Raw genomic sequence first — 13,832 nt, forward strand, 5'->3', positions numbered from 1 at the left:
AGGCGGGCGGCCTGCCACTGGGCCTGGCGCGACCAGCTGGCGCTGTTCGGGGCCATGCCCGACCCGGCCCGGGTGGCGCGCGACGGCAATGTGTTCACCGGCGGCGGGGTGACGGCGGGCATCGATTTCGCCCTGACCATCGCCGCCGAGATCGCCGGTCCCGACGTCGCCCAGGCCATCCAGCTGGCCGTCGAATACGCCCCCGCCCCGCCGTTCGACGCCGGCCGCCCCGAGACCGCGCCGCCGGCCGTTCTGGAGCGGGTCCAGGCGATCTACGGCCGGGGCATGGACACGCGCTGGGCCGCGGCCCGGGCGGCGGGGGAGCGGGTGTTGGCGGGGGCGTAAGGCATCGCCTCACTTCCGCTCATCCCCGGCATTCGCCGGGATGAGCGGAATTTTGGGATCTGCTCCAGCCTGGTTGACCGGCGTCCCGCGCCAAATCGCCCCGCCCGCCTTGATCCGGGCGCTGACCTGCACCACAACATGGGGGTGTTCGGAGGCGCTCATGCGTTCAGTTAAATCCGCCCTTGCCCTTCTGGCGGCCCTGACCGGCCTGGCGACGGCCTTGCCGGCCGCGGCCCAGGACGTCCCGTTCACCTATGGCGTCTGGCGCAATCCCAAGAACAGCGTGCATGTCGAGATCAAGCCCTGCGGCGGTGGCCGCGCCTGCGGCAACGTCGTCTGGGCCACCGCCGAGGCGCAGGCCGACGCCAGGAAGGGCGGCACGCCGAACCTGATCGGCCTGCAGCTGCTGCGCGACTTCCAGCTGCAGAAGAACGGCAGCTGGCGGGGCAAGGTGTTCGTGCCGGACCTCAACATGACCCTGAGCGGCACGGCCGATTTCCCCGACGCCACCACCATGAAGGCCAAGGGCTGCCTGGTCGGCGCGTTCCTGTGCAAGTCGCAGACCTGGCGGCGGGTCGACAGCGTCACCGCCAACGCGGCGTCCTAGGACGCGCCCTCAGCTCCGCGCGACCGGTGACGGCGCGCCGCCCTGCTCGATCTGGTCCATCAGGGCGCGGATCATCCGGGCATGGCCCTCGGCCAGGTCGCCGGCGAACACCGCGCGCGGGACGTCCGGTGCGATGCCGACCGCCTCGAAGCGCATGCCCCGCGGATCGCGATAGATCTCGCCCGGCAGGGTCAGCATCCAGCCGTTGGGCAGGGGCTTGTTCAGCTTGTCCGACAGGGCGCCGCGCGTGCGCTCGCCCACCTGCACCACGTTGGGCAGGGCGCGCATGGCCAGGGTGAAGGTCTCGCCGGCGCTGACCGTGACGTCGCTGGTCACCAGGTACACCGGTCCCAGGTAGCGGCGGCCGCGCGTCGGCTCGACATGGAAGGCCTGGGGAACCACGCCGCGCGCGCCGACCGCGACCTTGGTCCAGGCCAGGCGCGAGCGATCGGCGAAACGGCCGGCGATGCGCAGGCTGATGTCGTCGTAGCCGCCGCGATTGTTGCTGACATCGACGATCACCGCCTTGGCGCCCGCGAAGGCCGCCATGGCCTCGTCCAGGGCCTTGTCCAGGGCCGCGGGGTCGCCGGGGGCGGCGTCCTTGTCGAAGCCGCCCATGGTGACGACGTTCAGGTAGCCGATCTCGCCCACCCGGCCCCAGATCACCCGGTTGTTGGCCGTCTGGTGGCCGCGCCCCTTCAGCACGCCGTCCATCACGCCGCGCTTGTAGGCCTGCAGCCAGGCCTTCTCCGAGGCGGCGGGGTCGGCCTCCTTGGATTCCGAGCGCACCCGGATCAGGGTGGCGGCCTGGCCGCTCTCGAGCTCGCGTTCGCCTCCGCCCAGCGTGGCCTGCAGGCCGACATGCGGGTCGTTCAGCCCCGCCATCAGCCCGTCGAGCACGTCGAACAGGGCCGCGTCGCTGGTCGCCTTGCCCGCGGCCTTGTCGGCGATGCGGGCCCGGGCCGGCCAGTCGATGTGGCGCTCGCGCGAGGAAGGGTAGAAGGCCGCGAAGGTGTCGGCGGTCACGGCGGCGACGCGGCGGGGCGTCCAGTCGGTCTTGGCCAGGCAGGCCTTGGGCAGGGCGGGCAGGCGGTCGAACAGGTAGGCGGTGTCGGCCGGGCCCGACGAGAAGGCGATGGTGCTCGGGCTGACCGCCCGGCGCACGGCCAGGAGGCCGTCGGGATCGGCCTGCGGACGCGGGTCGGCGTAGCAGGCGCCGTCGACGGCGTGGAACAGCTTGGGGCCGGCGGCGTCGATCCTGACGATGTAGCCGTAGCCGCGCGAGCGCCATACGCCTTGGGTATTGGCGTTCGGGGTCCGGGCGTCCAGGGTCTGGGCGCTCGCCGTTCCCGCCAGGGCGATCATGGCGGCGACGAGGGCGCTGCGGCGCATCATGACGACTTTCCTGCGTTCAACACCGGGACCATCGGCGGTGTCGGGCGGCCGATGCAAGCGTCAGCGTGGCGTTTGAGGCCGGAATGCCTATCCGATCCGCACGCTGGTCATCGAGATCGCCGCGAACAGGTCGTCGGTGAAGAACGACACCGGCTCGGCCGGCTGCTGGGCGCCCAGCACGTAGAGCAGCGGCAGGTAGTGCTCGGCGCTGTTGATCGCGGCCTCGGCGTCGGGGCCCAGGCTGCGCCAGTCGATCAGCGGGCCATGGTCGCCGGCCGCGATCAGGGCCTTGGCCTTGTCGTTGAAGCGCGGCGCCCAGTCGGGGATCTCGCCGGTGCGGAAGTTCACGGCCCGCAGGTTGTGGACGATGTCGCCGCTGCCGACGATCAGCACGCCCTCGTCGCGCAGGGCGGCCAGGCGCGCGCCGGCGTCGTAGTGCCATTGGTCAGGGCGGCCGCGATCCAGGCTCAGTTGCACCACCGGCACGTCGGCGTGCGGATACATCGGCCGCAGCACGCCCCAGGCCCCGTGGTCCAGGCCGCGCGTCGGGTGCTGGACCACACGGTCGGGGGCCAGCAGTTCGGCGACCCGCAGGGCCAGGGCCGGGTCGCCCGGCGCGTCGTAGCGCACGTCGAACAGCGCCTGGGGGAAGCCGCCGAAGTCGTGGATGGTCTCGGGATGCTCGGCGGCGCTGACCGCGCTGGCCCCCATCGTCTCCCAGTGGGCGCTGATCATCAGCACCGCCTTGGGACGCGGCAGCTCGGCGCCCAGCCGGGCCCAGGCCTGGCTCCAGGCGTTGTCGTCGATGGCGTTCATCGGGGAACCGTGGCCGAGGAACAGGACGGGGAGGCGGGCGGTCATCCGTGGCGATCCAATTAGATACTGATTGAGTTACAGATAGGAACTTCCGCCGTGTGTTCAACAACGCCGGGGGCGACCATTTGGTCACAGCCGGGGCGCCGCGTCGCGGTGTCGCGCCCCGCGTCGCGACGCGTGCTTTCCCGGCGCGTCCGGCTTTGTTAAGGCGGGCGTTGTGAACGTACCCGTCCTTCCTCCCGTTACGCCCTCCGAGGCATCCAGCGAGGCGACGCCCGCGGTGGCCTCGCCGGTGGCGGCGCGCCCGGCGCGGGCCTCCACCCGCGGCGGGGCGCTGGACTTGCTGCGGCTGCTCGCCTCGCTGCTGATCGTCGTCTACCACTACGGGGCCGAGGGGCCGATGCGCATCGAGCGCTTCGGCCAGGTGTTCTCGCGCGGCTTCCTGGCCACCGACTTTTTCCTGATGCTGTCGGGCTACGTGCTGGGCCGGGCCTATGGCGCCTCGACCCTGACGGGCCGGATCAGCCATGGCCGTTTCTGGGTGCGACGGGTCGGACGGGTGTGGCCGGGGCACCTGATCGTGCTGGTGATGATGGCCGGGCTGGTGCTGGCCCTCAACGCCCTGGGCACCGACGCCCACAAGCCCTCGCGCTTCGCCTGGGACCAGCTGCCGGTCCAGGCCCTGCTGGTCCACGCCTGGGGATTCAACAGCGACGGCTGGAACCTGCCCAGCTGGTCACTGTCGGCCCTGGTCGTCTGCTACGCGGTGTTCCCGTGGCTGTGGCGGGCCGCCGACAAGGTCCGCCACCCGTGGATCCTGCCGCTGATCGGGGCCCTGGCCTTCGTTGCCTGCGAGGTGCTGGCGCGCCTGGTCTTCGACCACGCCCTGTCGGACTTGCAGTTCCGATTCGGGGTGGTGCGGGCCCTGCCGCTGTTCATCCTCGGCGTCTGCCTGGCCCGGGCCGTGGAGATGAACTGGCCGTCGGAGAAGGCGGCGCGCGCCCTGCTGGTCGCCGGCTGCGGGCTGCTGGCCGTCATGCAGCCGCTGGACCGCTACGCCCTGCCCGACGAGCTGATCTTCGACATTCCCTGCCTGATCGCCATCGCCGCCATCGTGCTGGGGGCCGGCCGGCTGCCGGTCAAGCATCCCCGGGCCTGGATCGAGGAAGGCGCCAAGCTGTCCTTCGCCCTGTTCATCACCCACATCCTGGTGGGGGTGATCTACTGGAGCGCGGTCCACAAGCTGATCGAGACGGTGCCGATCGGCATTGGCTGGCAATGGCTGATGTGGCTGGCCTCGTTCCCGATCGCCATGGGCGCGGCCTGGCTGTTCCACACCTATGTCGACCAGCCGCTGCAGGATCGGCTGGCGCCGTGGCTGCGGGGACGGCGCTAGGCGCGCGCGGCTCCAGCCGTCGGGCGCCTACCGGTCAATCCCGCGCGTAGTAGGCCATCGAATCCGCCTCGGGGATCGACACCGTCACGCCGCGCACCTTGCCCCAGGCGTCGCGGTGGAACGCGAAGACGTTGGTGTAGAGGCCGGCCTGGACGAACTGGGCCGGCCCCAGCGGCAGCAAGGGCGACGGCCTGTCCTGGCCCGGCAGGACGATCTCGATCGCGTCGCCGGCGACCCGCACCTGGAGGGTTTCGTACTCGAAGCTGTCGGCCGCCGCCCGGCGCAGGTCCATCGGCACGGCGGGGTCGATCCGGTAGCGGCCGGCATAGTCCGGCGACGGCGACGGCGGCGCGCGCAGGGCCACGGCCCGCACCGGGGCATGGGCGCCCAGGCCGATCGCGTCGGCCAGCGCGTTGCGGATCTCGGCGGCCAGGGCGTCGCCGTTGGCGCCGTTGGTCAGGATCACGAAGCCGTCGCCGGTCTCCGGATAGCCCTCCATGAAGGCCCGGTAGCTGTCGTTGGCCCCCAGGTGGAAGAAATGCCGGCCCGGGCCGGCGCCGCCCAGCTTCGGCCCCAGCCCGAACGAGCTCGGCGACACCTCGGTCATCATCGCCGTCGCCAGGGGTTGCGGCAGGAAGTCGCCGCGGCCCTGGTAGCTCGTGATCAGGCCACCGACCAGTTGCCCCAGGTCCCGTGCGCTGGTCCACAGCCCGGACGCGCCGGTCTCGCCGAAGCTCTCCCAGCCGCGCGGCAGGGCCGTCGGCGCGCCGGCGCCGTCGTGCGCCTTGGCGATGTTGCCGCGCGCCGCCGACAACGGGCTTTCGAAGGTGCTGCGGCTCATGCCCAGCGGCGCGAACACCTGGGCCTGGGCCAGCGCGCCCAGCGGCTGGCCGGTCGCGTCCTCGATCGCCACCTGCTCCACCGTGACGCCGCCGCCCGAATAGTCCTGGACCCGCCCCGGCGCGGTCTTGAATCGCACCGCCTCGCCCTTGGCGGGCTTCTGGCCGTTCAGCACCTGCACCACGGTCGGCAGCGGTTCGCCGGGCTGGTAGTCGGCGAAGCCGTGCACGCCCAAACCGGAGGTGTGCGACATCAGCATGCGCAGGCTGACTGGCGGCCGCGGCGCCTCGGCGGAGGCCGGCAACTTCCAGCGTTTGAGGTAGTCGTCGACGTCGCGGTCCAGGTCCAACTGGCCCTGCGCGACCAGCCGCAAGGTCGTCGTCGCCGTCACCACCTTGCTGATCGAGCCCACCGAGAACAGCGTGTCGCCGTCGACCCTGTCCAGCGCGCCGGCCTGGCGCACGCCGTAGCCGACCGCTTGCACGACCTCGCCGTCCTTCAGCACCGCGATCGCCACCCCTGGCACCTTGTAGTGGCGCATGCGCTCGGCCAGCGACCAGCCGGGCTCCGCCGCGCCCGGCGCGATCACGCTGGGACGCAGGCCGTGGTCGAGGGCGGCGAGCGGATCGCGGCCGACCGAGGGCGAGGCGTTCGCGCAGGCCGCCAGAAGGGCGAGGCCGCCGCCGATGATCGCGCTCGAAACCCGTCTCATCGCGGCTCCCCCAATCTGCTGTGGGCGCGAGAGTGATCGGGCGCGGGCGAGCGCACAAAGCCTATAATCTTACAAAAGATCCATGAACCGGTCGGCTGGCGGGGGCGCGGTCCTCTTTGAAGCCTCCGGGAGCCGGATCCCGCCCCGTATTTTGTCAAACAATTATCGAGAATTGGCAGGCCGTAGGACGCAGGCGGCACGGCGAGGTCTGAGAAACCGCTCTTGAGTCCACAAGGCGCGCCGTGCTTTCTTGCGGGAAATAGTCAGACAAAATACCGGACGGAAGTGAGCGCCATGGACTATGATCGGCCAAGCCGACGCGCCTTTCTGCTGGCCTCCAGCGCCATGGCCTTTGTCGGCGCGGCCTCGCCGGGTTTGGCCGCGCCGGCCGGTCGCGTGGTGGCCGAACCCGTGCCGGCCCGCCATGTCGCGCTGAAGCCCTCGATCTTCCAGCAAGCTCAGGCCGCCAATCGCGCCTATCTGGTCTCACTGTCGGCCGACCGACTGCTGCACAACTTCCATCAAGGCGCCGGCCTGTCGGTCAAGGCGCCGGTCTATGGCGGCTGGGAGGCCCAGAGCATCGCTGGCCACACCCTGGGCCACTACCTGACCGCCTGCGCCCTGCAGGTGGCCGGCACGGGCGACCCTGTGCTGAGCGATCGCCTGACCTACATCGTCGCCGAACTGGCCCGCGTCCAGGCCGCCCACGGCGACGGCTATGTCGGCGGGACCACCCGCTGGGGCCAGTCCGACGCGGCCGGCGGCAAGCAGGTGTTCGAGGAATTGCGCCGGGGCGACATCCGCGCGTCGCGCTTCAGCCTCAACGATGGCTGGGTGCCGATCTACACTTGGCACAAGGTGCACGCCGGGCTGCTTGACGCCCACCGCCTGGCCGGTACGCCCAGGGCGCTGGCCGTGGCCGTGGGCCTGGCCGGCTATTTCGCGACCATCGTCGAAGGCCTGAGCGACGCGCAGGTGCAACAGATCCTGATCACCGAGCATGGCGGGATCAACGAGGCCTATGCCGAGACCTACGCCCTGACCGGCGACGAGCGCTGGCTGAAGGTGGCCCGCCGCCTGCGCCACAAGGCCGTGCTCGACCCCATCGCCGAGGGCCGCGACGAACTGGCCGGCCTGCACGCCAACACCCAGATCCCCAAGGTCATCGGCCTGGCGCGCCTGTACGAGGTGGGCGGCGATCCGGCCGAGGCCCGGGCGGCGCGGTTCTTCCACCAGGTCGTCACCGAAAACCACAGCTACGTCATTGGCGGCAATTCCGACCGCGAGCATTTCGGCAAGCCGAACGAAATCGCCCGCCACATGGCCGAGACCACCTGCGAGGCCTGCAACACCTACAATATGCTGAAGCTCACCCGCCGCCTGTGGAGCTGGGCGCCGAACGGGGCGCTGTTCGACTATTACGAGCGCGCCCAGCTGAACCACATCATGGCCCACCAGCGGCCGAGCGATGGCATGTTCGTCTATTTCATGCCGATGGCCGCCGGCGGGCGGCGCAGCTACTCCACACCCGAGGACAGCTTCTGGTGCTGTGTGGGGTCGGGCATGGAGAGCCACGCCAAGCACGCCGATTCCATCTGGTGGCGGGGCGGCGACACCCTCTATCTCAACCTCTTCCTCCCCTCGCGCCTGGACCTGCCGGACGGCGATTTCGCCATCGACCTCGACACCCGGTATCCGGCGGAGGGCCTGGTGCGGCTGAGCGTCGTCCGGGCCCCGTCGGCTGAGCGCGAGATCGCCCTGCGGCTGCCGGCCTGGTGCGCGGCTCCGTTGGTCAAGGTCAACGGCGCGGCGATCGGGCGGCCGGGGCGCGACGGCTACGCCCGTCTCAAGCGCCGCTGGAAGGCGGGCGACCGCATCGAGCTTGTCTTGCCGATGCACTTACGGGCCGAGCCGACGCCGGACGATCCCAATCTGGTCGCCTTCGTCAGCGGTCCGCTGGTGCTGGCCGCCGATCTCGGTCCGGCCGAGCGCCCCTTCGAGCGGGCCGCCCCGGCCCTGCTGGGCGACGGCCCGCCGGCGACCCTGCTGCGCAAGGCCAGCTCCGCGCCACATGTCTACGCCGCCGACCTGGCCGCGGGCGGGACGGCGACCTTCAGCCCGTTCTTCGCCCAGTACGATCGTCGCACGGCCGTCTACGCCCCCGTCTTCACCAGGGCCCGCTGGGCGTCCGAGGGGCAGGGCTTCCTGGCGGCCGAGCGCGCCCGCATCGACGCCGTCGCCCGCACGGTCGACACGGTCTATCTCGGCGAGCAGCAGCCCGAGGTCGACCACAAGGTGACGGCGGGGAACAGCGAGATCATCCAGCTGAATGGCCGCAGCGGTCGCAAGCTCGGTCCCGGCGGCTGGCTGGAAATGACCCTGGCCCGCCGTCCCGGGCCCCTGGGCCTGCAACTGATCCATTGGGGACAGGACGCGGGCCAGGCGGCCAAGGTCCTGGTCGACGGCGCTCCGGCCGGCGTCTTCGAGACCCCGACGGAGACGCGCGACGGCTTCTTCGCCGTGGACCTGCCGCTGCCACCGGGCGCCGGCCCCGCGCGGGTGCGGCTGGAGGCGGGGGAGAAGGCGGTGATGATCTACGAGGCGCGGGTGATGGCGGGCTAGACGGCGCGGGCGGGGACCGGCCAGGTCATCGCGCGCCCTACCGTCTCCCGAACAGCTTCTCGATATCCGCCAGCTTCAGCTCCACATAGGTCGGCCGCCCGTGGTTGCACTGGCCGGAATGCGGCGTGGCCTCCATCTCGCGGAGCAGGGCGTTCATCTCGGCGCCGTTCAGCCGCCGCCCGGCGCGGACGCTGCCGTGGCAGGCCATGGTCGAGCAGACCTCCTCCAGGCGCTCCTTGAGGGCCAGGGCCGCGCCGTTCTCGGCCAGGTCGTCGGCGATGTCGCGGACCAAGCCGGCGGCGTCGGCCTTGCCCAGCAGGGCCGGGGTCTCGCGCACCAGCACGGCGCCGGGGCCGAAGCTCTCGACCACCAGGCCCAGGGCCGCCAGCTCGTCGGCTCGGGCCACCACGCGCTCGGCCTCGGCGGGGTCCAGCTCGACCACCTCGGGCAGCAGCAGGGCCTGGCGGGCGACGCCGCCGGCCGCCATCTCGGTCTTCATCCGCTCGTAGACCAGGCGCTCGTGGGCGGCGTGCTGGTCGACGATGACCACCCCGTCGCGGGTCTGGGCGACGATATAGGTCTCGTGCACCTGGGCCCGGGCCGCGCCGAGCGGGAAGTCGACGGGGTCGAACACCGGGGCGGGGCCTTCGCTCATCCCGGGATAGGTCCCCCGGGGATAGGCAATGGCGGGTGGCGCGCCGTAATCGCCATAGGCCGCCTCGCGCACGGCCTCGGCCACGCCATAGCCGTAACCGCCATCGGGGGCGGGCTCGACCCGGGCCGAGACGTCCGACAGCCCGGGCAGCACCTGGGGCGAAGGCCGCGTCCAGCCGCCGGCCTGCCAGGCCGAGAAGCCGGCGGGCGACGGGCCGGGCTGGTAGCCGGGGATCATGCTCTGCGCCCGGAACCCCTCCAGCGCGCTGGCCGCCGTGGTGGTCGAGGCGCGGTGGCCGGCCCCGGCCAGGGCGTGGCGCAGGGCCCCGACGATCAGGCCGCGCACCAGGGCCGGGTCGCGGAACCGCACCTCGGCCTTGGCCGGGTGGACGTTGACGTCGACCTCCGAGGTGTCGAGCGAGATGTAGAGCGCCGCCGTCGGGTGGCGATCCCTCGCCAGGAAGTCGGCATAGGCGGCGCGCAGGGCGCCTTGCAAAAGGCGATCGCGTACGGGCCGGCCGTTGACGAACAGGTACTGGTGGGCGGCGTTGCCGCGGTTGTAGGTCGGCAGGCCGGCGAAACCGGTCAGGCGCACGCCGTCGCGGGTCTGGTCGATCTCGATGGCGTTGTCCTGGAAGTCGCGGCCCAGCACCGCCGACAGCCGCGCCAGGCGTCCCTGCGGCCCCGGATGCTCGGGCGGCAGGCGGATGATCCGGCGGCCGTCGATATCCAGGCTGAAGCCCACCGACTCGTTGGCCATGGCCTGGCGCTTGAGCTCCTCGGTGATCGCCAGGGCCTCGGCGCGCTCGGACTTCATGAACTTCAGCCGGGCCGGGGTGGCGTAGAATAGGTCGCGGACCTCGATCCGCGCCCCGTGATCGCCGGCGAAGGCGGCGGGGGCGACGTCGCCGACCGCCCCGCCCTCGACCAGGATCGACCAGGCGTCGCTCTGGCCCTTGGCCCGCGAGCTGATCGACAGCCGCGCCACCGAGCCGATCGACGGCAGGGCCTCGCCCCGGAAGCCCATGGTGTGGATGGCCAGCAGGTCCCACAGGCCCTCGGCGTCGGGGGAGAGCTTGGAGGTCGCGTGGCGCTCGATGGCCACCGGCAGTTCCTCGGCGCTGAGGCCGCAGCCGTCGTCGGCGACCATGATCCGGGTCAGGCCGCCGCCGTGGGCCTCGACCTCGATCCGGGTGGCGCCGGCGTCGATGGCGTTGTCGACCAGCTCCTTGATGGCGCTGGCCGGCCGTTCGACCACCTCGCCGGCGGCGATGCGGTTGACGGTCTCGGGCGGCAGGCGGCGGATCGGCATCGGGAACTCTCGGGACGCGGGCAAGGGCCCGCATTGCGCCTTCGTAATTTGACCGGCCCAGCTTGGCCCGATCTATGCGAGGGGGTGATCATCCTAGATCGATTCCGCCCGCCTTCGAGGATTGTACATAGTGACGACCAGACGCTTCGCCGCCCTCTGCGCCGCCCTGGCCGTGACGGCCGCCGCCGCGCAGGCTTCGGGCGCCCTGGCCCAGCAGGCCGTCGACGCCTCCGGACCGATCGACCTGCGTCGCGTCGATCCCGAGGCCAACCTGGTCGAGGAACTGGTGGTCAACGCCACGCTGCCGGGCCCGGCCTGGTGGAAGGTCAGCGACGCCGACACCACGGTCTATGTGATGGGCGCGCCGGCCATGACGCCCAGCAAGTTGGAGTTCGACGACACCGTGCTGCGCCGCCGTCTCGACGGTTCCAACGTGCTGATCATGGGGCAGGAGGCCGAGGTCAGCGTCATTCGGCTGATCAGCCTGGCGATCGGCGGGCGCAAGATCTTCGTCATGGACCGGCCGATGCGCGAGACCCTGCCGCCGGACCTGCGCACCCGGCTGGAGGCGCGGCTGGAGGCCTCGAAGCAGAGGCCCGACAGCATGGATGACATCAAGCCCGCCTTCGCCGGCTTCCTGATCGCCAATTCGCAGGACGGCAATGTCTCGATCAGCCTGGGCGGCGTCACCGAGAAGATCAAGGACCTGGCCAAGGACAAGTCGCTGAGCAAGCGGCCGCGCATCCAGGAACTGGGCGGCTACAGCCTGGTGGGGGCGGTCAAGACCCTGGCGGAGGCGCCCGAGCCGCTGCAGGCGCTGTGCCTGGACGCGGGCCTGCGCGAGGCCGATCTGGGCGAAGGCGGGATCAAGACCCTGGCCGAGCGCTGGGCGAAGGGCCAGGTGCGCGAGGTGGTCTCGGCCGACCGCGGCTTCCAGCGCTGTCTGGCCTCGACCCCGTCGATCGCCCGCGAGCTGCGGGACGGCCGCGATGACGCGGTGAAAGCCATCGAAGCGGCGCTGAAGACGCCCGGCAAGTCGGTGGCGGTGATCGAACTGCGCTCGCTGCTCGCCGAGGACGGGGTGCTGGCGCGGCTGAAGGCCAAGGGGTTCACGGTGACGACGCCGGGGGAGTGACACCGGAGACGCGGTGGGGACACACACTCACCCAACCGCCTTCCGCCAGGCTCATATGGACCTCGCCGTGAGTGTGTGTCCCCGTCTCAAGCGCGGCGCTCAGGCGTCGGTCCCGGATCTCCGCTACGCTGCGTCCGGGATGACAGGCGGGGTTGGAGATTCGGCATGTGGCGATCGGCGCTTCTGGGTTTCGCCCTGCTGGCCCTCGCGACGGCCGCTCCCGCCCGCGCCCAGGTGATCGACGACCCCGAAGCCAACGTCGTTGATGAGCTGGTCGTCAGCGCCAAGCTGCCGGGCCCGGCCTGGTGGCGGATTTCCGACGGCGACACCACGATCTACATGCTGGGCGTGCTGCAGGCCCTGCCGGAGGGCCAGGGCTGGGACAAGTCGGTGCTGGAGCGACGGCTGACCGGGGCCTTCGCGGTGATCCTGCCGCCGGAGGGCAAGGCCGGGCTCCGCGACCTCCCCGCCGCCCTGGCCCTGCGCGGCCGGCTGAAGTCCGACACGCCGCTCGACGTCGCCGCCGCCAGCCTGGCGCCGAAGCTGGCGCGGGCCCGGGCCACCCTGGGCAAGGCCCCCGACGCCTATCGCCAGTGGAGCCCGCTGGGCGCGGGGGTGATGATGGCCGGCGACTATCGCAAGGCGGTCAGGCTGGAGCCGGCCGAGCCGGAACGCGCCATCGCCCGGCTGGCCCGCAAGCATCGGGTCAAGGTCCGCCCGGCCGCGACCTACAAGGCGATGCCGGTGCTCAAGACGGCGGTGCGCGGGCACTCGGCGGAGGCGGGACTGGTGTGCCTGGAGGGGGTGCTGGACGAGATCAACGCCGGGGCCGGCGCGACGCGGACCGCCGCCCGGGCCTGGGCGCTGGGCGACGTGCGCGGCGCGATCAGCGGGCCGCGCAACTTCCAGCGCTGCCTGCTGGGCCTGCCGGGCATGGCCGAGCTGGAGCGGCGCGGGACCCAGGACGAGGTCGAGGCGCTGAGCGCGGCGATGCGGACGCCGGGGCACGCTGTGGCGGTCTATGGCGTGCGGGGCCTGGTGGCCCGGGACGGGGTGCTGGACCAGATGCGGGCGCGAGGGTTCACGGTGTCGACGCCGGGGGACTAGGTCCTCCCCCCGTGGGGGAGGCGATCGCGTAGCGATCGGTGGGGGGAGTTTTGAGCGGTCGGACCGCTCCCCCCCACCGTCGGCTTCGCCGACACCTCCCCCACGGGGGGAGGACTTAAAAAAAGGCCCGGAAGCTTTCGCCGCCGAGCCTTTCCAGAATTCGAAGACCGCCGAAGCCTACAGACCCGGCAGCTTGATCTTGCCCTGCTTGTCGCGGGTGATGACGATGGCGCCGTTGCCGGTCAGGGCCTTGAGGCGGGCCTCTTCGGTGGCGGCGTCGACCGGGGCGGCGTCGGTGGCGCCGGTTTCCGAGGCGGTCGGGGCGGCGGTCTTGTCGCCCTTCTTCCAGAACATCACCTTGCTGGCGAAACTCTCGTCCTTGTGGGCCAGGTCGCCGTTCTCGTCGTCGACGACGAAGCGGATCAGCGGGTCGGCCTTCTCGACGCCGGCCTTGGAGACCAGCAGCTTCTCGCCGTCCGAACGGCTGGCGGCGTTGCTCTGGCCGATCAGGGCCTGGCGCGCGGCGCTTTCCGGCTGCAGTTCCTGCGGGCGCGGCTCACCCGGGGCCGGCGGGCGCAGGCTGTAGTCGGGCGGCACCACCAGCGGGGCCTTGGTGACGACGCGGAACTCGTCGGGGACCACCTTGTTCATGCCCAGGGCCTTGGAGGCCGTCTGACAGCCGGCCAAGCCGGTGGCGGCCACGGCGACCAATGCGCTCAGGGTCGCGACCCGATAGAAACTCATGAAACCCATGCTCCAGCGGCCCGCCCCCGGGTAGGCCAAATTTCGGACGCCCTCGATACGACATCCGGGGCCGGGCGCCAATCTTCCTTGGAAACGTGGCTACGTTAGGGCGGCGAGATCGCCGTCGCGATCTCGTTTCCCGGGTTT

At 71.5% G+C, this 13,832-nt stretch carries 10 protein-coding genes and 1 pseudogene; 6 read left to right on the forward strand and 5 right to left on the reverse strand.

Annotation, left to right across the window (positions count from 1 at the left end; genetic code table 11):
- Positions 1-345: pseudogene (locus PMI01_RS08845) on the forward strand (DJ-1/PfpI family protein); the annotation flags it as partial.
- Positions 346-505: 160 nt separating this feature from the next.
- Positions 506-952: a DUF2147 domain-containing protein gene (locus PMI01_RS08850; protein ID WP_007666962.1), complete on the forward strand. Its 447-nt coding sequence runs from the start codon at positions 506-508 to the stop codon at positions 950-952.
- 9 nt (positions 953-961) lie between these two features.
- On the opposite strand, the gene PMI01_RS08855 is transcribed toward PMI01_RS08850, so the two are convergent.
- A complete protein-coding gene (locus PMI01_RS08855; protein ID WP_007666964.1) occupies positions 962-2,347 on the reverse strand; it encodes a S41 family peptidase in 1,386 nt (461 codons plus the stop codon).
- Positions 2,348-2,434: 87 nt separating this feature from the next.
- On the reverse strand, positions 2,435-3,208 hold the full coding sequence (gene ygiD / locus PMI01_RS08860; RefSeq protein ID WP_007666967.1) for a 4,5-DOPA dioxygenase extradiol: 774 nt from the start codon (positions 3,206-3,208) through the stop codon (positions 2,435-2,437).
- 235 nt (positions 3,209-3,443) lie between these two features.
- On the opposite strand from ygiD, the gene PMI01_RS08865 reads away from it, so the two are divergent.
- Positions 3,444-4,559, forward strand: a complete 1,116-nt coding sequence (locus tag PMI01_RS08865; RefSeq protein WP_007666979.1) for an acyltransferase family protein — start codon at positions 3,444-3,446, stop codon at positions 4,557-4,559.
- A 34-nt stretch (positions 4,560-4,593) separates the two neighbouring features.
- Here the strand turns inward: PMI01_RS08865 and PMI01_RS08870 are convergent, their stop codons facing one another.
- Complete coding sequence (locus PMI01_RS08870) at positions 4,594-6,111, reverse strand: serine hydrolase domain-containing protein (protein WP_007666982.1); 1,518 nt, start codon at positions 6,109-6,111, stop codon at positions 4,594-4,596.
- Positions 6,112-6,405: 294 nt separating this feature from the next.
- Between PMI01_RS08870 and PMI01_RS08875 the strand changes: the two genes are divergently transcribed.
- Positions 6,406-8,733 carry a beta-L-arabinofuranosidase domain-containing protein gene (locus PMI01_RS08875; RefSeq protein WP_007666985.1) on the forward strand — a complete coding sequence of 776 codons (2,328 nt, stop codon included), beginning with the start codon at positions 6,406-6,408 and terminating at the stop codon, positions 8,731-8,733.
- Between the two features lie 37 nt (positions 8,734-8,770).
- On the opposite strand, the gene mutL is transcribed toward PMI01_RS08875, so the two are convergent.
- Entirely contained in the window at positions 8,771-10,699 is a 1,929-nt protein-coding gene (mutL, locus tag PMI01_RS08880) for a DNA mismatch repair endonuclease MutL (RefSeq protein WP_007666988.1), read from the reverse strand.
- A 130-nt stretch (positions 10,700-10,829) separates the two neighbouring features.
- On the opposite strand from mutL, the gene PMI01_RS08885 reads away from it, so the two are divergent.
- Both PMI01_RS08885 and PMI01_RS08890 read left to right on the forward strand, forming a co-directional pair.
- Positions 10,830-11,834, forward strand: coding sequence for a TraB/GumN family protein (locus PMI01_RS08885; protein ID WP_007666990.1), 1,005 nt, complete (start codon positions 10,830-10,832; stop codon positions 11,832-11,834).
- A 165-nt stretch (positions 11,835-11,999) separates the two neighbouring features.
- On the forward strand, positions 12,000-12,941 hold the full coding sequence (locus PMI01_RS08890; protein ID WP_007666992.1) for a TraB/GumN family protein: 942 nt from the start codon (positions 12,000-12,002) through the stop codon (positions 12,939-12,941).
- A gap of 177 nt (positions 12,942-13,118) precedes the next feature.
- On the opposite strand, the gene PMI01_RS08895 is transcribed toward PMI01_RS08890, so the two are convergent.
- Positions 13,119-13,685 (reverse strand): DUF3035 domain-containing protein, encoded by a 567-nt coding sequence (locus tag PMI01_RS08895; protein WP_007666994.1) that lies wholly within the window; start codon positions 13,683-13,685, stop codon positions 13,119-13,121.
- Positions 13,686-13,832: the final 147 nt, after the last annotated feature.

Source organism: Caulobacter sp. AP07, assembly GCF_000281955.1.
Taxonomy (GTDB): Bacteria; Pseudomonadota; Alphaproteobacteria; order Caulobacterales; family Caulobacteraceae; genus Caulobacter.

Excerpts from the sequence above, each read along its gene's own strand:
- PMI01_RS08855 (WP_007666964.1), bottom strand. The coding sequence starts at position 2,347 with ATGATGCGCCGCAGCGCCCTCGTCGCCGCCATGATCGCCCTGGCGGGA.
- PMI01_RS08895 (WP_007666994.1), bottom strand. The coding sequence starts at position 13,685 with ATGAGTTTCTATCGGGTCGCGACCCTGAGCGCATTGGTCGCCGTGGCC.
- ygiD (WP_007666967.1), bottom strand. The coding sequence starts at position 3,208 with ATGACCGCCCGCCTCCCCGTCCTGTTCCTCGGCCACGGTTCCCCGATG.
- PMI01_RS08890 (WP_007666992.1), top strand. The coding sequence starts at position 12,000 with ATGTGGCGATCGGCGCTTCTGGGTTTCGCCCTGCTGGCCCTCGCGACG.
- PMI01_RS08870 (WP_007666982.1), bottom strand. The coding sequence starts at position 6,111 with ATGAGACGGGTTTCGAGCGCGATCATCGGCGGCGGCCTCGCCCTTCTG.
- PMI01_RS08875 (WP_007666985.1), top strand. The coding sequence starts at position 6,406 with ATGGACTATGATCGGCCAAGCCGACGCGCCTTTCTGCTGGCCTCCAGC.
- PMI01_RS08850 (WP_007666962.1), top strand. The coding sequence starts at position 506 with ATGCGTTCAGTTAAATCCGCCCTTGCCCTTCTGGCGGCCCTGACCGGC.
- mutL (WP_007666988.1), bottom strand. The coding sequence starts at position 10,699 with ATGCCGATCCGCCGCCTGCCGCCCGAGACCGTCAACCGCATCGCCGCC.